Annotated in this window: 22 protein-coding genes; 11 read left to right on the top strand and 11 right to left on the bottom strand. The window is 44.0% G+C overall.

Going from position 1 to position 22,963, the window contains the following annotated elements:
* Positions 1-69: 69 nt before the first annotated feature.
* Both CW749_RS12555 and CW749_RS12550 read right to left on the bottom strand, forming a co-directional pair.
* Positions 70-1,335 (bottom strand): CNNM domain-containing protein, encoded by a 1,266-nt coding sequence (locus CW749_RS12555; protein WP_101112484.1) that lies wholly within the window; start codon positions 1,333-1,335, stop codon positions 70-72.
* A 99-nt stretch (positions 1,336-1,434) separates the two neighbouring features.
* On the bottom strand, positions 1,435-2,229 hold the full coding sequence (locus CW749_RS12550; RefSeq protein ID WP_101112483.1) for an inner membrane protein YpjD: 795 nt from the start codon (positions 2,227-2,229) through the stop codon (positions 1,435-1,437).
* A 168-nt stretch (positions 2,230-2,397) separates the two neighbouring features.
* On the opposite strand from CW749_RS12550, the gene ffh reads away from it, so the two are divergent.
* From ffh to mutT, 6 genes are all read left to right on the top strand, one after another.
* Entirely contained in the window at positions 2,398-3,783 is a 1,386-nt protein-coding gene (gene ffh / locus CW749_RS12545) for a signal recognition particle protein (RefSeq protein ID WP_101112482.1), read from the top strand.
* Positions 3,784-4,066: 283 nt separating this feature from the next.
* Entirely contained in the window at positions 4,067-4,315 is a 249-nt protein-coding gene (gene rpsP / locus CW749_RS12540; RefSeq protein ID WP_101112481.1) for a 30S ribosomal protein S16, read from the top strand.
* A 25-nt stretch (positions 4,316-4,340) separates the two neighbouring features.
* Positions 4,341-4,895 carry a ribosome maturation factor RimM gene (gene rimM, locus CW749_RS12535; RefSeq protein ID WP_101112480.1) on the top strand — a complete coding sequence of 185 codons (555 nt, stop codon included), beginning with the start codon at positions 4,341-4,343 and terminating at the stop codon, positions 4,893-4,895.
* Between the two features lie 26 nt (positions 4,896-4,921).
* Positions 4,922-5,665, top strand: a complete 744-nt coding sequence (gene trmD, locus CW749_RS12530) for a tRNA (guanosine(37)-N1)-methyltransferase TrmD (RefSeq protein ID WP_101112479.1) — start codon at positions 4,922-4,924, stop codon at positions 5,663-5,665.
* A 41-nt stretch (positions 5,666-5,706) separates the two neighbouring features.
* Positions 5,707-6,060, top strand: a complete 354-nt coding sequence (gene rplS, locus CW749_RS12525) for a 50S ribosomal protein L19 (protein WP_101112478.1) — start codon at positions 5,707-5,709, stop codon at positions 6,058-6,060.
* Positions 6,061-6,205: 145 nt separating this feature from the next.
* Positions 6,206-6,619: an 8-oxo-dGTP diphosphatase MutT gene (gene mutT / locus CW749_RS12520; RefSeq protein ID WP_101112477.1), complete on the top strand. Its 414-nt coding sequence runs from the start codon at positions 6,206-6,208 to the stop codon at positions 6,617-6,619.
* Positions 6,620-6,721: 102 nt separating this feature from the next.
* Here the strand turns inward: mutT and yacG are convergent, their stop codons facing one another.
* The 8 genes from yacG to nadC all read right to left on the bottom strand — a co-directional run bounded on the left by yacG (position 6,722) and on the right by nadC (position 13,860).
* Positions 6,722-6,916: a DNA gyrase inhibitor YacG gene (yacG, locus tag CW749_RS12515; RefSeq protein ID WP_101112476.1), complete on the bottom strand. Its 195-nt coding sequence runs from the start codon at positions 6,914-6,916 to the stop codon at positions 6,722-6,724.
* A gap of 69 nt (positions 6,917-6,985) precedes the next feature.
* Complete coding sequence (gene zapD / locus CW749_RS12510; RefSeq protein WP_101112475.1) at positions 6,986-7,726, bottom strand: cell division protein ZapD; 741 nt, start codon at positions 7,724-7,726, stop codon at positions 6,986-6,988.
* A 37-nt stretch (positions 7,727-7,763) separates the two neighbouring features.
* Entirely contained in the window at positions 7,764-8,363 is a 600-nt protein-coding gene (gene coaE, locus CW749_RS12505) for a dephospho-CoA kinase (RefSeq protein ID WP_101112474.1), read from the bottom strand.
* A 51-nt stretch (positions 8,364-8,414) separates the two neighbouring features.
* Positions 8,415-9,284 carry an A24 family peptidase gene (locus CW749_RS12500; protein ID WP_101112473.1) on the bottom strand — a complete coding sequence of 290 codons (870 nt, stop codon included), beginning with the start codon at positions 9,282-9,284 and terminating at the stop codon, positions 8,415-8,417.
* A 41-nt stretch (positions 9,285-9,325) separates the two neighbouring features.
* Positions 9,326-10,558: a type II secretion system F family protein gene (locus CW749_RS12495; protein WP_101112472.1), complete on the bottom strand. Its 1,233-nt coding sequence runs from the start codon at positions 10,556-10,558 to the stop codon at positions 9,326-9,328.
* Positions 10,559-10,567: 9 nt separating this feature from the next.
* Positions 10,568-12,256 (bottom strand): type IV-A pilus assembly ATPase PilB, encoded by a 1,689-nt coding sequence (gene pilB, locus CW749_RS12490; protein WP_101112471.1) that lies wholly within the window; start codon positions 12,254-12,256, stop codon positions 10,568-10,570.
* Complete coding sequence (locus tag CW749_RS12485) at positions 12,256-12,678, bottom strand: prepilin-type N-terminal cleavage/methylation domain-containing protein (RefSeq protein WP_101112470.1); 423 nt, start codon at positions 12,676-12,678, stop codon at positions 12,256-12,258. The genes pilB and CW749_RS12485 overlap by 1 nt, the downstream gene beginning before the upstream one ends.
* Positions 12,679-12,972: 294 nt before the next feature.
* Positions 12,973-13,860, bottom strand: a complete 888-nt coding sequence (nadC, locus tag CW749_RS12480; protein WP_101112469.1) for a carboxylating nicotinate-nucleotide diphosphorylase — start codon at positions 13,858-13,860, stop codon at positions 12,973-12,975.
* 483 nt (positions 13,861-14,343) lie between these two features.
* On the opposite strand from nadC, the gene ampD reads away from it, so the two are divergent.
* The 5 genes from ampD (at position 14,344) to lpdA (ending at position 22,010) form a co-directional block, all read left to right on the top strand.
* On the top strand, positions 14,344-14,901 hold the full coding sequence (gene ampD, locus CW749_RS12475; protein WP_101112468.1) for a 1,6-anhydro-N-acetylmuramyl-L-alanine amidase AmpD: 558 nt from the start codon (positions 14,344-14,346) through the stop codon (positions 14,899-14,901).
* Positions 14,902-15,213: 312 nt separating this feature from the next.
* A complete protein-coding gene (gene pdhR / locus CW749_RS12470; protein WP_101112467.1) occupies positions 15,214-15,981 on the top strand; it encodes a pyruvate dehydrogenase complex transcriptional repressor PdhR in 768 nt (255 codons plus the stop codon).
* Between the two features lie 54 nt (positions 15,982-16,035).
* Positions 16,036-18,699, top strand: coding sequence for a pyruvate dehydrogenase (acetyl-transferring), homodimeric type (aceE, locus tag CW749_RS12465; protein ID WP_101112466.1), 2,664 nt, complete (start codon positions 16,036-16,038; stop codon positions 18,697-18,699).
* Between the two features lie 31 nt (positions 18,700-18,730).
* Positions 18,731-20,332, top strand: a complete 1,602-nt coding sequence (gene aceF, locus CW749_RS12460; protein WP_101112465.1) for a pyruvate dehydrogenase complex dihydrolipoyllysine-residue acetyltransferase — start codon at positions 18,731-18,733, stop codon at positions 20,330-20,332.
* A gap of 247 nt (positions 20,333-20,579) precedes the next feature.
* The gene (gene lpdA, locus CW749_RS12455; RefSeq protein ID WP_101112464.1) at positions 20,580-22,010 is read left to right on the top strand and encodes a dihydrolipoyl dehydrogenase; all 1,431 of its coding nucleotides are present in this window, start codon (positions 20,580-20,582) and stop codon (positions 22,008-22,010) included.
* Positions 22,011-22,171: 161 nt separating this feature from the next.
* On the opposite strand, the gene CW749_RS12450 is transcribed toward lpdA, so the two are convergent.
* The gene (locus CW749_RS12450; protein ID WP_101112463.1) at positions 22,172-22,783 is read right to left on the bottom strand and encodes a TetR/AcrR family transcriptional regulator; all 612 of its coding nucleotides are present in this window, start codon (positions 22,781-22,783) and stop codon (positions 22,172-22,174) included.
* Positions 22,784-22,963: the final 180 nt, after the last annotated feature.

The raw sequence follows: 22,963 nt of genomic DNA, 5'->3' as shown, positions 1-22,963 counted from the left end.
TAGCTAGGCGTAAGAAAAACGGTTTTATGCGAGAGAAACGCCCTGACTTATCAGGGCGGATATTTTTTGCTACTGATGAGAAGGGTAAACTTTGACCAGTTTTATTTTGTTCTCAGTAAAATCAATAATTTCCATAGGGTGGCTCGCCACCTGGATACTTAACTGGCTTTCAGGAATATCCTCAAGGTGCTCTAGGATCAGCCCGTTTAATGTTCTTGGACCATCGGTTGGAAGCTCCCAACTCAACCCTTTATTGATATCCCTAATATTGGCACTACCTTCAATTAAGAAACTTCCGTCGTTTTGTGGTGTAATTTCTTCAGAAAGGCTTGGTGCCATAGAGGTTGTAAACTCGCCAACGATCTCTTCTAGAATATCTTCAAGTGTAATCAAGCCGATGATGTCACCATATTCATTTACAATCAGACCAATACGTTCTTTGTTTCGTTGGAATTTGAGTAATTGAACATTCAATGGTGTCGCTTCAGGAATGAAATACACTTCATCTGCTGCCCTTAATAGGGTTTCTTTAGTGAATTCATTCTTGTCTAGCATCAGACGGTAAGATTCTCTTAATCTCAGCATTCCGACGACTTCATCAATTTGGTCGCGGTAAAGAACAACTCTGCCATGAGGCGAATGCGTTAACTGACGAACGATAGATTTCCAATCGTCGTTAATGTCGATACCGGTAATCTCGTTGCGAGGCACCATGATGTCATTTACCGTCACGTGTTCCAAATCAAGAATCGAAATCAGCATGTCTTGGTGTCGGCGAGGAATCAGCCCGCCAGCTTCATTCACCACGGTTCGGAGTTCTTCAGAACTCAAATGATCATCGTCGCCGTGTTTGGCTTTTATGCCAAGGATGCGCAAGAACCCGTTAGTAATGAAGTTAACGAGTAATACTAATGGCGACAGTATCTTCATAAGTAAAGTCAGTACGACAGAACTGGCGTAGGAGACCTTTTCAGGGTAAAGAGACGCAAGAGTTTTTGGCGTGACTTCGGCAAAGACAAGGACGACTAGAGTTAGGGCACCAGTGGCTATCGCAACCCCTAAATCACCATATAAGCGCATCCCTAAGATAGTTGCGATTGCAGACGCAAGGATATTAACTAGGTTGTTACCAATCAGAATCAGACCGATCAATCGGTCTGGACGATCCAGTAGTTTCTCAACTCGGCGAGCACCTTTATGTCCTTCTTTAGACAGGTGTTTAAGACGGTATCGATTGAGTGACATCATCCCGGTTTCAGAACCAGAAAAGTAACCGGAAATGACGATCAATACCGCCAGCAGGGCAAATAAGACGCCCGTTGATATATCATCCAAAGTTGTAACTGTCCTTATATTACGGAATTGGTGAAGTAATGAGCAAAAGCGGTCTTCTCCAACTTTTTAGAGCGGTTGAAAAAGAAAAGCAAGTATAAATCAGCTAAGAATGATCTCTCGCACAAAGCGGCTTCCAAAGTACGCAAGAGTGAGCAGTGTCGCACCACTTACTGCAAACCAAGTCACTTTTTTTCCACGCCAGCCTTGCTGATAGTGTCCCCACAAAAGCACGGTATAGATAACCCAAGCGATAAAAGACAAAATAGCCTTATGTGCCTTGCCTTGTATGAACATGTCTTGAACAAATACGTAGCCTGTCAGCAGTGTTGCTGATAAGAGTACAGTTCCAATCAAAATGATCTTGAAAAGTTGCCTTTCCACCATCATTAATGGAGGCAGATTAGGGTTAATGGTCAGAGCTTTTTTGGCTTTAAGTTTATGATCTAGCCACGCTAGCTGCAGTGCATAAAGCGCAGCGATAGTTAACGTTGAGTATGAAAACAACGCTAAAGAAATATGGATCAATAGTTTAGGGTCGTTTTCTAAATGCGTAATGTAGGCACTTGGTAAAAATGTGGCTGCAGATAAGTTTATTGCCGAAAACCCGTAAACAACTGGAAGCAAAAACCACAAGCGTGTTTTGAACATGGAGGCGCTCATCACCAGTGAAATTATAAAGCTGATGAGAGAAGCGACGTTGAGAATACTCAGGTTTTGCCCTGAACCGTCAAAGATTAGATCACTAAGAAGCCAAGCATGGAAAACCAAAGCTAAAAGAGCGCTGACAAATACGGTACGCGTTTTAATACCTGTTTGATTAGCAAGGCCTGGAACGATGGTCGCGACGGCCAAGAAATAAAGAATAACAGCTATAACCGCAATCAAATTTTCCATGGTTTCCACAATTTTACTGTCAGAATAAGGGATTATACCCAAGTGACCTGCAAGTTCATAGCATAGATACTGAAGTCACTTCAAGGATTCATAACACAGAAGACAGACACTCGTGTGTGTATATTGTATACTCGCGGCAAAGTATCGCATTGATTAGGCGAATAAGTAATGTTTGAGAATTTAACGGATAGACTATCCAGTACGCTGAAAAATATCAGCGGTAAAGGTCGACTGACCGAAGACAATATCAAAGACACACTGCGTGAAGTGCGGATGGCGTTGCTTGAGGCCGATGTTGCGCTTCCCGTCGTTCGAGATTTCGTAAAACGCGTTAAAGAAGGCGCGGTCGGTGTTGAAGTCTCTAAATCTCTGACCCCAGGTCAAGAGTTCATCAAGATAGTTCAAAGCGAACTTGAAGCCGTGATGGGAGAGTCGAACGAGGCTCTAAACCTTGCGGCTCAACCACCTGCTGTCATCTTGATGGCGGGTTTACAAGGTGCAGGTAAAACCACTAGTGTCGGTAAACTCTCTAAGCTACTGACCGAGCGCGACAAGAAGAAAGTATTGGTTGTTTCTGCGGATGTTTATCGCCCAGCCGCGATAAAACAGCTTGAAACGTTAGCCAGTGACGTTGGCGTTGATTTCTTCCCATCTTCGGCAGACCAAAAGCCTATCGATATTGCTAATGCTGCTATCGATCATGCGAAGAAAAAATTCTATGACGTTCTTGTTGTCGATACCGCGGGTCGCCTCGCTGTCGATCATGAAATGATGGAAGAAATCCAAGAGCTTCATTCGGCCATCACACCAGTTGAAACCTTGTTTGTTGTCGATGCGATGACAGGTCAAGATGCGGCGAACACAGCAAAAGCCTTTGGCGACGCGCTTCCATTGACGGGTGTTATCTTAACGAAAGTAGATGGTGATGCGCGTGGTGGTGCAGCGTTGTCTGTTCGCCATATCACAGGCAAGCCGATTAAATTCTTGGGTGTGGGTGAAAAAACCGATGCTCTAGAAGCATTCCATCCTGATCGTGTCGCATCTCGTATTTTGGGTATGGGTGACGTACTGTCACTGATCGAAGATCTACAGCGCAATGTGGATCAAGACAAAGCGGAAAAGCTGGCAAAGAAATTCAAAGAGAAAAAAGGCTTTGATTTGGAAGATTTCCGTGAGCAGCTTGGTCAGATGCAGAACATGGGCGGCATGATGGGAATGATGGACAAACTGCCAGGTATGTCCCAACTACCAGATAACGTGAAAGATAAAGTAGACGACAAGATGTTCAAGCAAATGGAAGCCATCATTAATTCCATGACCATGAAAGAGCGTCAGCGCCCAGAAATCATTAAAGGTTCACGCAAAAAGCGTATCGCTTCGGGTTCAGGTACCCAAGTGCAAGACGTTAATCGCATGCTGAAGCAGTTCACTCAAATGCAGAAAATGATGAAGAAAATGCAGAAGGGTGGCATGAAAGGCATGATGAGAAATATGCAAGGTATGATGGGTGGAATGGGAGGCGCGGGCGGAGGATTTAATCCGTTCGGTCGATAACAACAGCCGTTGTATGAAAAAAAAGGAAGCGAATGAATTTGCTTCCTTTTTTTACTTTTATGCTAAACAAAACCAATGCGAGGTCAGTATTTTTTCAAGTTGTTATCGCGCTCACATAAAAATGTCGCGTATTCATGTGGTGAAAAAATAGCTAAAAGCCTTGCAATGACTAGTAATAAGAGTAAAATTCCGGAGCTTTATTTTGGCACGAGACCCCAAATTCCTCGGTAATAAGAGGAGTTAATGGGGTTATATTTATTTTTGAGAAAGCAAAGAGGACGACATGGTAACCATTCGTTTGGCACGTCACGGCGCGAAGAAGCGTCCATTCTATCAAATCGTAGTAGCGGACAGCCGCAAAGCTGCAACTGGCCGTTTCATCGAGAAAGTGGGTTTCTTTAACCCTACTGCTCAAGGTCAAGAAGAAGGTCTACGTCTAGACCTAGATCGCGTTAACCATTGGGTTGGTCAAGGCGCGACTGTTTCTGACCGCGTAGCTAAGCTAGTTAAAGACGCTCAAAAAGCGGCTTAATTCTTTTAAAGAAGATAATTAGTTTATGTCGATGAAGGATAAAGAAACAATGAGCGAGCAAGTCGAGAAAATTGTTGTAGGTAAGTTTGGTGCTTCTTACGGCATTCGTGGCTGGCTTAAGGTTTTCTCCTACACAGACAATGCTGAAAGTATTTTTGACTATAGCCCTTGGTTTATTAAACAAAAGGGTGATTGGGTGGAATGCAAAGTTGAAAGTTGGAAGCGCCATAACAAAGGGATGGTGTGTAAATTAGAAGGTCTAGAGATCCGCGAGGAAGCTCACCTACTAACCAATTTTGAAATTGCAATAAACCCCGCTTCTCTACCTGAATTGTCAGAAGATGAGTTCTACTGGCGTGAATTGTTCGGTATGCAAGTTATTACCACTAAAGGGTATAACCTTGGTGAGGTCGTTGACCTATTAGAAACTGGCTCGAACGATGTTTTGGTTGTAAAAGCGAATCTAAAAGATGCTTTTGGCCAAAAGGAACGATTAATTCCGTTCCTTGAAGAGCAAGTGATCATTCAAGTTGATCGCGAAGCTCAACGGATCGAAGTTGACTGGGATCCTGGATTCTAGCTTCAGAATTTAGAGCGAGAGAACACATGTGGGTTGGCGTAATTAGCCTTTTTCCTGAAATGTTCCGTTCTATTACGGATTTTGGAGTAACAGGTCAAGCGGTTAAAAAAGGTCTCTTGTCGGTAGAGACATGGAATCCTAGAGATTTCACTCACGACAAGCATCGCACTGTTGATGATAGACCTTACGGTGGTGGTCCTGGTATGTTGATGATGGTTCAGCCTTTGCGCGATGCCATTCAAACAGCCAAACAAGCCTCACCGGGAAAGACGAAAGTCATTTACCTTTCTCCTCAAGGTCGAAAACTTGACCAAAAAGGAGTGGAAGAATTGGCAACGAATGAGAATTTACTTCTTATTTGTGGTCGTTACGAAGGGGTAGATGAGCGCATCATACAATCTGAGATTGATGAAGAATGGTCAATCGGAGATTTTGTGATGACGGGTGGTGAAATACCAGCCATGACGCTAATTGATTCCGTCTCTAGGTTTGTACCTGGGGTATTGGGAGATTTTGCATCGGCAGAGGAAGATTCTTTTGCTAATGGCTTGTTAGATTGCCCGCATTATACGCGCCCTGAAGTGTTGGATGGTATTGAAGTACCAAGTGTACTCAAGTCTGGAAATCACAAGGACATTCGTCGCTGGCGGTTAAAGCAATCGCTAGGTCGCACCTGGATTAGAAGACCAGAGCTTCTGGAAAACCTAGCTCTGACTGACGAACAGGAATTATTACTTGCCGAGTTCATTAGAGAACATCGAAGCAAGTAACCTATTGAATTTAGTATCAGTTTATTCTAGGAATTTACAAAATGAGCAACATCATCAAAGCTCTTGAGCAAGAGCAAATGAAATCAGATCTACCTAAGTTTGCACCAGGTGACACTGTTGTAATTCAGGTTAAAGTAAAAGAAGGTGACCGTGAGCGTCTACAGGCATTCGAAGGCGTTGTAATCGCTATTCGTAACCGTGGTCTACACTCTGCATTCACAGTTCGTAAGATCTCGAACGGTGAAGGCGTTGAGCGTACGTTCCAAACTCACTCTCCAATTGTTGACAGCATTGAAGTTAAGCGCCGTGGTGCAGTACGTCGTGCCAAACTGTACTACCTACGTGAGCGTTCTGGTAAGTCAGCTCGTATTAAAGAGAAACTTGCTAAGAAGTAATGCTGATTGCATTCTCATAGTAAAAACGGGTTCCCAATTTGGGAACCCGTTTTTTTTGCAGTAGAGAATAGTGTTAGGGTATACACTCTCAGTCATCTTTTCGAGCTTTGCTGAGCTCTTTGTCTTGTTATAAAAAGGAAACTAAATGAAACGTCTTCATATTGCCGCGGCTGTCATATTGAATCCGGCTAAAGACCAAGTCTTCATCACTAAGAGAGCTGACAAAGCTCATAAAGGTGGTTTATGGGAGTTTCCTGGTGGCAAGGTGGAAGAAGGTGAAACGGCTCAGGATGCAACCATTAGAGAGCTTTTTGAAGAGATTGGGATAAAGGTGACCACGTTGAGTCATTTGGTATCACTGAAACACGATTATCCAGATAAGTCTTTAGAGTTTGATTTCTTTGTTGTGACGGATTTTGAAGAAGAGCCTTACGGTAAAGAGGGGCAACAAGGAGGCTGGGTGAATATAGTGGACCTTCAACAATATGATTTCCCTGAAGCTAACGTACCCATCTTGGAAAAGGTTATGAACATTTACGGTGCGGCAACCTCGAAATAACTGACCAGTAATAGGTGAGATTAGATGGGGAAGACCTTGTTGAATTACTTAAAGAGACGCATATGGCGTCTCTTTGTACTTGTTTAGGGGGAGCTGAAGCTCCTAGTGAGCATCTTCTGACCAGCCATCAGAATCGGACATGTCTGGAGCACCTGCAATCGATTTCTCTTCTTCTGCCCATTCACCAAAATCAATAAGTTGACATTTTTTACTGCAAAAAGGGCGAAAAGTACTTTTCTCCCCCCATTGCACATCAGCTTGGCAAGTTGGGCATTTTACGATGGTAACGTTATTCATAGTGTGCTTTTGATTAGGTTCTGATGAGTGTTGATTCTAGCATGTTTTGCAAGACAAGAAGTACAGAGTCTAGCTACAAATAGCCAAGTCAAATTCGATATCATGTGGGTAAGCTTGCCCTGACTCAAAGCTCATAAATTTTATCGCAAAGCGATTCTTATGACCTGAAATCATCGGGTAAACACCGTATTCCAATGGGATGTTTAAGCGCAGAATGTTGGCTTCTTCTGCATCACTTTGGAAAAAACCTGCACGGGCGACGATCGGTTTTTCATGCCCTGTTTCTCGTGTCAGTTGCAACCAAAGGTGCAATGCGGAAGTCAGAGGTTGTAGAGTTCCAAGCCAGCCTTCAATGTCTCTCTTTCTATTCTCATCTGGCTGATGTAGCCAAAAGTGCAGAGAAGGTAAATCAAAACAACAAGAACCGCCTGGCAGATTGAATCGTTGACGAATGGTGCTTAAGAAGCGATCTTCTTTCAAAGATTGACCAAAACGTTCCGCTGCCATTAGATCTCTATGAACATCATCGATGTTGGAGAGAACGGCTTGCAGCATATCTTGATTAACGCCATCCACATTGAGCCAAGATTTATAGGACAAACGTTGCTTTTCTAGATCTTTGGCAAGCTCAGATTTCATTTGAATTTGCTCAAATATTTCAAGTAAATCAAAGATAGGGCGAAAGAACAGTGGGTATTGAACGGTGTCCACTTTTGCTGCCGCGTGACTCATTTGTCGCAATAGCGACTCCACTCTAAGGTAAATTCGAGTTTTTTCATTTAATGGATGTTCAAATTTATGAGTGGTCATGAAAAACGCCTTTGTGCTCCTTTCGCATTGTTATGGGCTAGTGGCTCATTGATAAATATTTGTGGTGTAGCGCTGTAACTTGCGACAACAGGTCACTCTCTGGTGAATCATTGTCTATTACATCATTCGCATGGTTCAAGCGATCTTCTCGAGTCGCTTGTGCATTTAAAATAGACTCGACCTGCGCTTGAGGGACATTATCCCTACTCACGGTACGCTGAATTTGTGTATCTCTTGATACATCGACAACCAGCACTGTATCTGCCATTGATTGTAACTGGTTCTCTACAAGCAGAGGCACAACCAATAGACCATAAGGTGATTGTATCTGCATTAAGCTTTGTTTCATTTTCTGGCGAATCATGGGATGAAGCAAGTTATTAAGCCAAAGTTTTTCATTTTCGTTCTCAAAAACTCTTGCTCTAAGTTCTACACGATTTAATGAACCATCTGAATTTAATATATCAGCGCCAAAATACTCTGCAATTTTGCCTAAACCTTCCGAGTTAGGCTCCACAACTTGTCTAGCGATAACATCAGCGTCGACAATATCGATCTTGAAGTGTTTTTGAAAAAGATTCGCTACGGTTGTTTTCCCGCTAGCAATTCCTCCAGTTAAACCAACAACAAATGCCATTCTTTGCCTTTTAAATCTGCAATAGTGAAACAGTCTATCTTTGATTCACAACTAAATGCCAAGGAAATGTGAAAAATACCAACTTGTGATGTCTTTTCCAAACAATAGGGTAACCCAACCAGCGATGGCAAGGTAAGGACCAAAAGGGAAGGCTTGTTCGATGCCTTTTTTCTGCAATCTTAGCTGAATCACACCAAACACAACACCCACTAGTGATGACATCAGGATTATGATGGGCAAACTTTGCCAACCCAACCAAGCTCCGAGTGCCGCAAGTAATTTGAAATCGCCAAATCCCATCCCTTCTTTGCCAGTAAGCAGCTTAAACAGGTAATAAACACTCCATAAACACAAGTAACCCGCCATTGCACCGATCACGGAATCAGTGAGTGATACAGGGCTGATTTCAAAGAGTGAAAGCGCTACCCCTGCCCACATAAGCGGTAAGGTGAGTTGGTCGGGGAGAAGTAAAGTGTCGAAATCAATGAAAGTGGCAGCGATAAGTACAAAAGTAAAAAAGAGAAGGGCAACAGAGAAATAACTGAACCCGAAATGGTTTGCAACAGCAAAGCTGAGACCCGCTGTAAGCAGTTCGATAAGAGGGTAACGAGCGGAGATTGCAGTGCCACAAGTGTGGCATTTACCGCGTAGAAGTAACCAGCTGAGCACTGGGACATTATCCCGAATTCTGATTTGTGTATTGCACTTTTGACAAGTAGAACGTGGAACACTTAAGGTGAGCTTCTCTGCTGGAGGCGCAATGTTGTACTCAGGAAAAGAGTCAGCACACTCTTGTCGCCACTCGTTTTCCATCATTCTTGGAAGGCGGTAAATCACGACATTCAAAAAACTACCAATGACCAACCCAAATACAGCAGCCATCAACGGAAATAGCCAAGGGTAGTAGTGAAAAGCGTCCATATATGATCTCTAAGGTGAAGTGTGCATAGCGAAGGGGAATATTAGCCCAATACACTCATTAAGTTAAATACTGGCATATACATAGAGACGACTAACCCACCAATTACGACACCAAGAAAGATGATAATGAGCGGTTCGAGTAATTTTCCGAGGTTATCAACGGTGTTATCAACTTCAAACTCGTAGACGTTCGCGACTTTATTCAGCATGTCGTCGAGTGAACCTGTTTCTTCTCCAATCATGACCATTTGCAAGACCATTTCTGGAAAAGCTTCTGTGTTTCTCATGGCGATATAAATAGGCATACCTGCTGCTGTATCTTTATAAACCTGTTCTATCGCGACTTGGTAATGCAAATTGCTGGCGGTCTTAGAGCTGGTTTTGAGCCCGTTAAGAATAGGGATACCAGCATTAAAGCTGGTGGCCAGTGTTCGGCTGAACTTGGCGATGGCTGCTTTACTAAAAACGCCTCCGATGATTGGGAATTTCAGCCCCCACCTGGAGCTTCTTAAGCGAAATTTAAACGATCGTTTTCTGATGAGTTTAAAAGCAATGCCCAGTACGGTGATAGCGACCACCATCTTCCACAAGTCGTTTTGCACTATGTGCGAGAGTTTTAGCACTTGTTGAGTAAACCATGGTAATTCAGCGCCAAACCCCGAAAACATAGTTTCAAACTCGGGTATGACGAACTTGAGCATCAGAACAGACACTCCAATTGCAGTCAAAAGAACCATGACAGGGTAGATCATCGCTTTAATGACTTTAGAACGGAGCTGCTCACTTTTTTCTTGATAGGTAGCGATACGCTCAAAAACATCAGATAAATTACCAGTCTGCTCACCAGTTTCAATCAAGTCGGTGTAAAAACTGTCAAACAGGCTGTTGGATGTGCTAAGTGCTTTAGAGATGGGCGTGCCAGCCTCTACGGACTTGGTTACCTGAGACAGGATGGATTTCATCTCTGCTTTGTTGTGGTTATCCGACACCATTCTTAACGATTGAACAATAGGGACGCCAGTTCCCAGCATGGTTGCCATTTGGCGAGTGAACACCATGATGTCTTTCTTTTTAACTTTGTGGCTCAGCTTATCGAGCAACGAGATGCCTGATTTTCTGACTTTTTTAATTTGAACTTGTTGGCTTCGCAGCTTATCGCGGACTTCAATCTCGGTGTACGCCAGAAATTGCCCAGAGGCTTTTTTCCCAGAACTGTTAATGCCTTTCCAGCGAAAGTTGTACAGTTTGAGGCGAGGGGTAATTGAACGATCCAAAATGTCTCCTTACAAATACAAGACGCGTTGCAGTTCTTGGTAGCTCGTGATGCCTTGTTTTAATATTTCAATACCAGACTGACTCAGAGTTTTCATACCGTTTTTAACCGCCAGCATTTCAATTTCTGCGATATTGGCTTTATGAGAAACAGCTTGCTGCATTTCCGTATCAAAAGGCATAACCTCATAGATACCAATTCGACCACTGTACCCTGCATTGCAATCGGCGCAGCCCTCTTTAGACGCTTGAAAAAGGGGCGTGCTAGTCTCAATTCTGTGTTTGTCTAACAGGGTTAGAGAGAGCTGGTGCGGTACTTTACAGTGAGGGCACAAACGTCTTGCTAAACGTTGAGCGATGATCAAACTCAGTGAAGACGAGAGGTTATAAGGTTCAACCCCCATATTGCCTAGTCGAATAACCGTTTCTGCCGCGGAGTTGGTATGTAAGGTTGATAGAACCAAGTGCCCTGTTTGAGCTGCCTTGATGGCGATCTCTGCTGTTTCAAAATCTCGTATCTCGCCTAGCATTACGATGTCAGGATCTTGGCGTAAAAAAGACTTGAGCGCGGCTGCAAAAGTGAAACCTATTTTAGGGCGAATTTGCACTTGGTTGATGCCTGCTAGGTTGATTTCGACCGGATCTTCAGCGGTTGAAATATTGCGTTCGACTGTGTTGAGAATGCTAAGCCCTGTGTAGAGTGAAACGGTTTTACCGCTCCCTGTTGGACCTGTCATCAGGATCATGCCCTGAGGTCGACGTAGGGCTTCGATATATAAGGCTTTCTGTTCTTCACTGTAGCCGAGCATATCGATGTTCAAATTCGCACTGCTGCTGTCCAGTAAACGTAGAACAATTTTCTCTCCCCAGAGCGTGGGCAGGGTGGATACCCGAAGATCGATAGCGGTTGTGTCGCTGAGTTTAAGCTTAATGCGCCCATCTTGAGGTAAGCGACGCTCTGCAATATCCAGTTTTGAAAGTATTTTTAATCGTGCGGCTAGCCTTCGCCCTAATTGAGGAGCTGGGCTATTGGCTTGAATAAGAATGCCGTCGCATCGCATCCGGATACGGTACATCTCTTCATAAGGTTCAAAATGAATGTCGGACGCCCCTTTACGTACTGCATCGAACAAGACTTGATGAATAAAGCGACTGACGGGTGCATCGTCTAAGCTGAGATCTTCTGCAGATTCAAATTCATCGTCACCCACTTGAACCAAATCTGCGAGTTCTTCTTGCGTGATTTCTTTAGCGCCAGTGCTGCTATCGACCCTATTTTTGCCGTACATTCTACGAATGCAGCTTGTTAATTCTCTTTCATCACAAAGCAGGATTTCGACTTGCTGATTGGTGGCAAAACGAAATTCCTCTTCTGCTTCAACGATCGTTGGATCCGATAGCGCAATAAATAGAGTATTGTTGGTGGATTCAACGGGCAACGCATTGTAGCGAGTGATCAGGTCTCGTAGACCCAGCTGCTCACATAAAGGAAGGTAGTCGTATTGATTGGTTTCGATGACAGATAAACCAAAAATCTCAGCAATATGCTGAGTCAATTCAAAAGCAGGCAGGATACCAAGCGCAGTGATAGCACTGGGGACGGTGTCCCCAGTGCTACCTATGCGCTCAATAATAGCTAACTCGTGTTCTTCACCAATAATATCGGCTTGGCGAAGAATGCTAGCTAAATTGGTGTGCATTATGGTGTAGCTTTAGGGCATGAGTCCGTTTCTATAGCAGCTAAACTCACTGTACAATTCCAACCTGTAGCCGAGCGGGCATAATCGATAGTCGTGTTTGCTGGAACACTTGATTTGGTACCGAATTTAAACTCTAAGGCATTGTCTTTAACCGTAATAGCTCCTAATTTATTTGAGTCTGCGGCAATACCCATTGCTGTAAGTATTGCTGCACTATCTGTAGCCTTGAATCCGCCGGCTTCTTGATACCAAAGTTCGGCTGGTGTCAGTATTGATTTCATTGTAGCCATGGCTGAAGCTGCTTCACTTTTCTTTACATAATCTTGGTAAGCTGGAACCGCAATAGCAGAAAGTACGCCAATAATTGCTACCACAATCATCAGCTCTATCAGCGTAAAGCCCTGTTGTTTCTTATTTTTCATAAATAACTCCGTTTATAAGGTCGTATAAAAACAGAGCGAGGATAGGAGCGTGCCAAGGGTAAGGAAACTGTAATTAAGAGATTGCTGGAGGAGGCTTTAAGAATTTTCACCTTTGTTTCAGTAGGTTACTGGCTCAGTGCGAGTGAGTTCAAATGGGGTAGGTGATGTCAGTCGCAACCTTATGATAAGGCTAAAAAAAGGAAGCTGTGCTCCCTTTTCAATCATAAGTTTATATTTATAAAACATTTCAGATTTGTGATAATGCTCAAATCTGGTTTTTCTTTCGAATTTTCGTTACTTAAAGCGCATGGAAAGATCCATTGCTTTCAAATGCTTAGTCAGTGCACCGACCGATATATAGTCGACGCCAGTGTCTGCGTATTCGCGAATCGTCGCTAGAGTAACGTTTCCAGAGTTTTCCAGCGCCGCTTTACCTGCGTTAATTTTGACGGCTTCTCGCATCATGTCCGTGGAGAAGTTATCGAGCATGATAATGTCAGCACCCGCTTCAATTGCTTCTTTTAGCTCATCTAGGTTTTCAGTTTCAACCTCAACGGGCTTCCCTGGGTTTAGGGTTTTGGCTGTTTCAATGGCTTTATGGATACCACCACAAGCAACAATATGATTCTCTTTTATTAAGTAAGCATCAAAGACGCCAATACGATGATTGAATCCGCCGCCACAAGCGACCGCATACTTTAGCGCACTTCGTAAACCAGGGATGGTTTTGCGTGTATCGAGCAGGCGGCAATCTGTGCCTTGCAGCTTTTCAGCGTATTCTGCAACCAACGTAGCGCAGCCCGAAAGCGTTTGAATAAAGTTCATGGCATTGCGTTCACCCGTTAAAAGAGCACGAGCGGGACCTGAAAGTGTGCATAGGGTTTGATTTGGCTCTACTTTATCGCCATCTTGAACATGCCACTCTATCTTTACTTCGCCACCAAGTTGCTTGAACACTTCGTCTGCCCATGCTTGACCGCAAAAGATGCCGTGTTCTCGCGTAATAATCGTTGCGGTATTGGTGGCATCCTCTGGGATTAACGCTGCGGTTATGTCTGCCGCCGGATCAAGAGTGCCCCCTAAATCTTCTTTTAAGGTGTCTTCGACTGCGCGTGTAATTTCCAATGGAAGTTGCTGTTTTAGGTAGTCAAGACGTTCTTGGCTGTTGTGTGTATTCTTCATCGCAATTCAGTAAATACCAGAGGTTGAAATTGTCTGCATCATACTCTGGCTTGGAGGATAATTCAGCTATTTATCGGTATCTAACTTAGTTACGTCTATTATTAATCAAAATTCGTTCGCCTTTTTCTAGCGTGAACTATGCCTGCATATTGATATACCCAAGTGACCTCAAGATACAGGATTCAGAGCCTCATAGTCTGTTCCAGTTCAAGGAGAAGAACGCAGTGGAATGATGAATCCTTTCCAAGTTCTTCGACGACGGAATGGGATAGACTATGGGCTCCCGAGGGCGAGTTTAACTGGCTTTCATACTGCGTTACCGATGTTTGATTTAGAATGACTAGATCTTCATATCGCTGCCTTGCCTGAAAGCCAGTTAATTCTCGCTGAACCAGGTATATTGAGGTTACTTGGGTATATTACTTGGGTATATTACTGGGTATATACTCTGCCCACTAAACGATTTTGTAAGAATCAAACAAAATGAAAATCGATGCATCTCATTGGCTTACTGATATAAATAAAGTGGCGTCTCCTTATTACGATGAGCGACCCGAAGGTGAGGACATTTCTTTGCTGGTTGTACATCATATTAGTTTGCCTCCCCGTCAGTATGGCGGCAGATTTGTTGATGATTTTTTTGCAGGAAATCTGGACCCAACCCTTCACCCGTTTTTTGAAGTCATTAAAAACCTTAAAGTGTCCGCGCACTGTTTGATTCGTCGAACCGGTGAAATCGTGCAATTTGTTCAGTTTGATAAACGAGCCTGGCATGCTGGTGTGTCCAGTTTTGCGGGTCGCAAACGCTGCAATGATTATTCTATTGGCATTGAATTGGAAGGGTGTGAGTTCGACAGCTATACACCTGAGCAGTATGACTCATTGGTTGAGTTAACGAAATTGCTACAATCTCAATACCCAAAGATGAGTGACCACCGAATTACTGGGCATCAATACATCGCACCTCTGCGCAAATCTGATCCCGGTCTCACATTTGATTGGCGATATTTTCGCAAACTTCTCAAAACTGGATCGAACTAGCACATTTTCAGCGTGTTAGCTGGATAGTCATGTTGTTTAGCGTGTCAAACACCAAGATGTGACTAAGCTCTATCTACTGCCACAAACAATTTTTCATAACTTTAATTTATGTCACACAGAATGACATATTAATTGGTAAGACCAATTTTATTGCCGTTTTAATACACTCTTGTTACGTCTGGGTTAATTTGTTCTTCGTTCAATGATGTGCGTCAAGTTTTATCTGGACAGAAACGTTTTAATTATGTTATTTTTTCGCCCAATTTGAAATTGGTATTACCAATTGACTGCAAGAGTAGAAGAACAATAAATATGGCTTATCAAAGGATTCGTCAGCCGAAACTCTCTGATGTTATTGAGCAAGAGTTGGAGCGGTTGATACTGGAAGGAACACTCTCACCGGGGGAACAATTGCCACCGGAACGAGAGTTAGCGAAGCAGTTTGATGTTTCGCGTCCTTCTGTCCGAGAAGCGATTCAGAGGCTGGAAGCAAAGCGATTGTTAACCCGACGCCAAGGTGGTGGGACTTTCGTTAGTGAATCCCTATGGAAGAGCTTTTCCGATCCTTTGTTGAACTTATTGTCTACCCATTCCGAAACCCAGCTAGATTTGCTGGAAGCGCGACACGCGATGGAAGGGTTATCTGCTTACTTTGCTGCATTGCGCGGTACCGATGAAGACTTTGAGCGAATTCAACGCTGCTTAGAGCAAATTCGCGAAGCTCAAGACAAAAAAGACGTAGAAGTAGAAGCTTCTGCGGTTATGGCGTTTCTAATTGCCTTAACGGAAGCGGCACATAATGTGGTGTTACTGCATATCGTGCGTAGCTTGTCGCCTTTGCTTGAGCAAAATGTCTTACAAAATTTAAAGCTATTGCATCGCCGCGAAGAAGTGGTGGATAGAGTCAGTAAACATCGAGCTAACATTGTGGATGCGATTGTTTCTGGTCAGCCTGAACAGGCGCGTGAAATGTCTCACTCACATTTAGCTTATATCGAAGAAACATTGCTGGATTTAACTCGTGAAGAGTCAAGAAGAGAACGCTCTTTGCGTAGAATTCAGCGAGGTAACGAGTCGTAATCACGGCTTGTCACAAGTTTAAAGTAGATCCAACCAACAGAAGGATAGATCGCCATGTCTGATACGAAGCATGACGTAGACGCACTTGAAACTCAAGAATGGCTTCAGGCACTTGAGTCAGTCGTTCGTGAAGAAGGTGTAGAACGTGCACAATTCTTGTTAGAGCAAGTTCTAGATAAAGCACGCCTTGATGGTGTTGATATGCCAACAGGCATCACAACTAACTACATCAACACGATTCCAGCCGATCAAGAACCAGCTTACCCTGGTGACACAACGTTAGAGCGCCGTATTCGTGCCATTATTCGTTGGAACTCGGTAATGATCGTATTACGTGCTTCTAAGAAAGACCTAGACCTAGGTGGTCACATGGCTTCTTACCAGTCAGCGGCGGCATTCTACGAAGTATGTTTCAACCACTTCTTCCGTGCTCCTAATGAGACGGACGGTGGCGATTTGGTTTACTACCAAGGTCATATCTCTCCAGGTATCTACTCTCGCGCATTTGTTGAAGGTCGTCTAACTGAAGATCAGCTAGATAACTTCCGCCAAGAAGTAGATGGCAAAGGTATCCCATCATACCCGCACCCTAAACTTATGCCTGAGTTCTGGCAGTTCCCAACGGTATCTATGGGCTTAGGGCCAATTTCAGCAATCTATCAAGCGCGCTTCCTTAAGTACCTTGATGGTCGTGGCTTGAAAGATACTTCTGCTCAACGTGTATACGCTTTCCTAGGCGACGGCGAGATGGATGAGCCAGAATCACGTGGTTCTCTATCTTTTGCAGCACGTGAGAAGCTAGACAACCTATGCTTCCTAATCAACTGTAACCTTCAGCGCCTAGATGGTCCTGTAATGGGTAACGGTAGCATCATCCAAGAGCTAGAAGGTCTATTTAAGGGCGCTGGCTGGAACGTTGTTAAAGTTATCTGGGGTAGCAACTGGGATGCTCTACTTGCTAAAGATACGACAGGTAAACTACTGCAGCTTATGAACGAGACTGTAGATGGTGACTACCAAACATTTAAGTCGAAAGATGGCGCGTACGTACGTGAGCACTTCTTTGGCAAATACCCAGAAACAGCAGCACTTGTTGCAGATATGACCGACGACGAAATCTTCGCTCTTAAGCGTGGTGGTCATGAGTCATCTAAGCTTTACGCAGCATACAAAAATGCCGCAGAAACTAGCGGTCGCCCAACGGTTATCCTAGCTAAGACTGTAAAAGGTTACGGCATGGGTGAAGCGGCTGAAGGTAAGAACATCGCGCACCAAGTTAAGAAAATGGATATGACTCACGTACTTCATTTACGTGATCGTCTAGGTCTTCAAGACATCTTAACTGATGACGCAGTGAAAGAACTTCCGTACCTGAAGCTTGAAGAAGGTTCAGCTGAGTACGAATACCTTCACGCACGTCGTAAAGATCTAAAAGGTTACACGCCACAGCGTCTGCCTAACTTCACTCAAGAGCTGAAGGTTCCTGAGCTAGAAGAATTTGCTCCATTATTGAGCGAGCAAAAGCGTGAAATCTCAACAACGATGGCTTACGTTCGTACGCTAAATATTCTTCTTAAGAATAAAGGCATCGGTAAAAACGTTGTACCTATTATTTGTGATGAAGCACGTACATTTGGTATGGAAGGTCTATTCCGCCAGATCGGTATCTACAACCCGCACGGTCAAGAATACACGCCTGAAGATAAAGGCATTGTTTCTTACTACAAAGAAGCGACTTCTGGTCAGGTTCTACAGGAAGGTATCAACGAGCTAGGTTCAATGGCATCTTGGGTTGCGGCTGCAACGTCATACAGCACTAACGACCTACCAATGATCCCATTCTACATCTACTACTCTATGTTCGGTTTCCAACGTGTTGGCGACATGGCGTGGATGGCAGGTGACCAACAAGCGCGTGGCTTCCTATTGGGTGCAACGGCTGGTCGTACAACATTGAATGGTGAAGGTCTACAGCACGAAGATGGTCATTCTCACGTATTGGCGAATACCATCCCTAACTGTATTTCTTACGACCCAACGTTTGCTTATGAAGTTGCTGTAATCATGCAAGACGGTATCCGTCGCATGTACGGTGCTGATCAAGAAAACGTGTTCTACTACCTAACCGTAATGAACGAAAACTACGCAATGCCAGCAATGCCTGAAGGCGCTGAAGAAGGTATTCGTAAGGGTATCTACAAGCTTGAATCTTACGCGGGTGATAAGTCTAAAGTTCAACTATTGAGCTCTGGCACAATCATGAACGAAGTTCGTAAAGCGGCGACTATCCTAAGTGAAGAGTACGGTGTGGCGTCAGATGTATTCTCTGTAACCTCTTTCAACGAACTAACTCGTGATGGTCAGAATGCAGAGCGTTACAACATGCTTCACCCTGAAGCAGAAGCGAAAGTTCCATACATCACATCAGTACTTGGTGATGAGCCAACTATTGCTGCGACGGATTACATGAAGAACTACTCTGAGCAAGTTCGAGCGTTCATTCCAGCTGAATCTTTCAAGGTTCTTGGTACTGACGGCTTCGGTCGCTCAGACAGCCGTGAAAACCTACGTCGTCACTTCGAAGTGAACGCAGGTTACGTAGTAGTTGCGGCACTAACTGAACTAGCGAAGCGCGGTGATGTTGAGAAATCAGTAGTTGTTGAAGCCATTAAAAAGTTCAACATCGACACTGAAAAAACTAACCCGTTATACGCATAAGACAACGCTTAATTTAGAAGGTAGATAAGCAATGGCAATCGAAATTAATGTACCTGACATTGGTGCAGATGAGGTTGAAGTTACTGAGATTCTTGTAAGCGTTGGCGACAAGGTCGAAGAAGAACAATCCCTTATTACTGTAGAAGGTGATAAAGCCTCTATGGAAGTTCCTGCATCTCAAGCGGGTGTAGTGAAAGAGATAAAAGTGACTGAAGGTGATTCAGTCACCACAGGCACTTTGATCATGATCTTTGAAGCAGAAGGTGCGGCTGAAGCTTCGCCTACGCCAGCTGCAGAAGCGGCTCCTGTCGCTGAAGCAGCGCCGGCAGCACCTGTTGCGTCTGAAGAGAAAGAAATTAATGTTCCAGATATCGGTGGCGACGAAGTTGAAGTTACTGAAATTATGGTTGCAGTTGGCGATGCAGTAGAAGAAGAGCAATCTCTTATCACTGTTGAAGGCGACAAAGCGTCAATGGAAGTTCCTGCACCATTCGCTGGTACAGTAAAAGAGATCAAGATTAACGCTGGCGACAAAGTGTCGACTGGCTCTCTAATCATGACGTTTGTTGTAGAAGGCGCTGCGCCAGCACCTGCAGCAGCTCCTGCTCAAGCTGAAGCGGCTGCACCTGCGGCGGCTCCAGCAAAAACGGAAGCACCAAAAGCGGCTCCAGCTGCATCTACAGGCGATTTCCAAGAGAACAACGAGTACGCTCACGCTTCTCCAGTTGTTCGTCGTCTTGCTCGTGAGTTTGGCGTAAACCTATCTAAGGTTAAAGGTTCTGGTCGTAAGAGTCGCATCTTGAAAGAAGATGTTCAGTCTTACGTTAAAGATGCGCTTAAGCGTCTAGAGTCTGGCTCTGCTGCTTCAGGCAGTGGCGATGGTTCTGCGTTAGGTCTACTTCCTTGGCCAAAAGTTGATTTCAGCAAGTTTGGTGAAACTGAAGTTCAGAAACTTTCTAAGATTAAGAAGATTTCTGGTGCAAATCTACACCGTAACTGGGTGATGATCCCTCACGTTACACAGTGGGACAACGCAGACATCACTGAGCTAGAAGCATTCCGTAAAGAGCAGAATGCAATCGAAGCTAAGAAAGATTCGGGTATGAAGATCACGCCACTTGTGTTCATCATGAAAGCAGTAGCGAAAGCACTAGAAGCGTTCCCTGCATTCAACTCTTCTCTTTCTGAAGATGGTGAAAGCATCATTCTTAAGAAATACGTGAACGTCGGTATCGCGGTTGATACACCAAACGGTCTTGTTGTTCCTGTATTCAAAGATGTGAACAAGAAAGGCATTTACGAGCTATCTGAAGAGCTAATGGCTGTGTCTAAGAAAGCACGTGCAGGCAAACTGACGGCTGGTGACATGCAAGGCGGATGTTTCACAATTTCTAGCCTAGGCGGTATCGGCGGAACAGCGTTTACTCCTATCGTAAATGCGCCAGAAGTTGGAATCCTAGGTGTATCCAAGTCTGAAATGAAGCCGGTATGGAATGGTAAAGATTTCACACCTCGCCTACAGCTGCCACTATCTCTTTCATACGACCACCGTGTGATTGATGGTGCAGAAGGTGCGCGCTTCATCACTTACTTGAATGGTTGTCTGAGCGATATCCGTCGCTTGGTGCTATAAGTCAAGATACGTAAAATCAGGGCGGCTATAAGCCGCCCTTAAATTACAAGCTGACAGTTTGATTTAACCTTGTTGATAACAAGAGAATCTCAATCGAACTGTTGTCTGGCTCACAGGCTAAATGGATTTACTTTTCACACCTTTAACAACTCTGTAAACTGTTTCGGTCTGAAAATAAAACGTTCTAAAAAAGAATTCATTGAACACCCACTCAGCCTGTTAGGGATAATGACTACAAGAGGTCAAAATGAGCAAAGAAATTAAAGCCCAAGTTGTTGTACTTGGTTCTGGTCCTGCTGGTTATTCTGCTGCGTTCCGTTGTGCGGATCTAGGTCTAGAAACGGTACTTATCGAGCGTTACACCACCCTAGGTGGAGTGTGTCTAAACGTGGGTTGTATCCCATCTAAAGCACTGCTACACGTATCTAAAGTGATCGAAGAAGCGAAAGCAATGGCTGATCACGGTGTGGTATTTGGTGAGCCGCAAACGGACATCAACAAAATCCGAATCTGGAAAGAAAAAGTGGTTAACCAATTGACGGGCGGTCTTGGCGGTATGGCTAAGATGCGTAACGTCACAGTGGTTAACGGTTACGGTAAGTTCACTGGCCCTAATTCTATTCTTGTAGAAGGTGAAGGCGAAGCAACTACAGTTAACTTCGACAACGCTATCATTGCGGCAGGTTCTCGCCCAATTAAACTTCCGTTTATCCCGCATGAAGACCCACGTATTTGGGATTCTACTGATGCACTAGAGCTTAAAGAAGTTCCGGGCAAACTGCTTATTATGGGCGGTGGTATCATCGGTCTTGAAATGGGTACGGTATACCAGTCACTAGGTTCTCAGGTTGACGTTGTTGAAATGTTTGACCAAGTGATCCCTGCAGCTGATAAAGACATCGTTAAGGTTTACACCAAGCGAGTTAAAGACAAGTTCAACTTGATGCTAGAAACCAAAGTAACGGCTGTTGAAGCCAAAGAAGATGGTATCTACGTTTCAATGGAAGGCAAAAAAGCACCAGCAGAAGCTGAGCGCTACGATGCCGTTCTTGTTGCTATCGGTCGTGTACCAAACGGTCTTCTTATCGATGGTGAAAAAGCGGGTATCGAGATTGATGAGCGTGGCTTTATCAATGTGGATAAGCAAATGCGCACAAACATTCCTCATATCTTTGCGATTGGTGATGTTGTCGGTCAGCCAATGCTGGCACACAAAGGTGTGCATGAAGGCCATGTTGCTGCAGAAGTGATTTCTGGTAAGAAACACTACTTTGATCCTAAAGTTATTCCTTCAATCGCTTACACTGAGCCAGAAGTGGCGTGGGTTGGTAAGACAGAGAAAGAAGCAAAAGCGGAAGGTATCAACTACGAAACTGCGACTTTCCCATGGGCTGCGTCTGGACGTGCAATCGCGTCCGACTGTGCTGATGGTATGACTAAGCTGATTTTCGATAAAGAAACACACCGCGTAATCGGTGGCGCTATCGTTGGTACTAACGGTGGTGAGCTACTAGGTGAAATTGGTTTGGCTATCGAGATGGGCTGTGATGCAGAAGACATCGCTCTAACCATCCACGCTCACCCAACTCTACACGAATCTGTAGGTTTGGCTGCTGAAGTGTTTGAAGGCTCTATTACTGACCTTCCAAACAAGAAAGCTGTGAAGAAGAAAAAGTAATTTTTCTAAAAGCTGAATGATAAAAACCGCTGCCAGTCAGCGGTTTTTTTGTTTCTGTTTCTCGTGGCGTTTTCGGTTTTCGGGCGGACAACGGACAAAAACAAAAAACGGAGGGGAAAATCCCTCCGCTTATCTATTTTACCGTTTTACAAAAGCGCGTTTTAGTCTTGCTTGTAAATGCAAAGCATACCTAGGAAGCTAGCTACAAGCCCTTCTAAGTACTCTGGATCTGGGTTGCGGTTAGCTTGAACATAAAGAGAGTAGCAAATGCCGTGTAATAGCTTGGCTAAGTCTTCTGCTTTGTGCTCGTCGCATACTTCGCCACGTTGCATCGCGGTCAGGAACATGTCTTCAACACGTTTCTGAGATTCTTCGTTACTGGATAGGAACAAAGGCCATACTTCTTCACGAGTAGATGTGCTCCACTCGAACCAAACTTTCATCCAGTGCGTACCATCGAGTGCAAACTTAATGATGTTCTTGGTTAGGCTCGTTAAGTTTTCTTCGGCAGTTGCTTCCGGAAGAATGCTTTCATTGATGAAAAGAGCGTATTGTTTCTCAACTTGGCTCAGTACTTCATCAACCAAATCTTCACGGGTCTGGAAGTAGTTGAAAACAGTTGCAACTGATACCTGAGCGATCTCAGCAATATCAGCGTGACCACCGCGACCGATACCGCGTTTCGCGAATACTTCTATCGCAATATCATGCAGTTGTTCTTTACGTTTCTGTGGAGATAGCCTTGTTCTTGGACGTTTCTTTACAGTATCCATAATTGATTTTCCTTGCCAACATATGAAGTTTAATGATTATTTTATAATTAGATTTGCCATATGAGTGTAATGGTGCATATAAAAGTGTCAATCAAGAAATGTTAAAAAGTGCTCAATTTCATGACCAAGTTAAAAATTTACCCTGAGTCGTTTGCAGTGGTAAAATGTGTTATTGGGTGC

Source organism: Vibrio sp. vnigr-6D03, from assembly GCF_002835515.1.
GTDB lineage: Bacteria > Pseudomonadota > Gammaproteobacteria > Enterobacterales > Vibrionaceae > Vibrio > Vibrio penaeicida.
The sequence above is the reverse complement of the archived record's forward strand: the minus strand, read 5'-3'. Positions and strand labels throughout refer to the sequence as shown.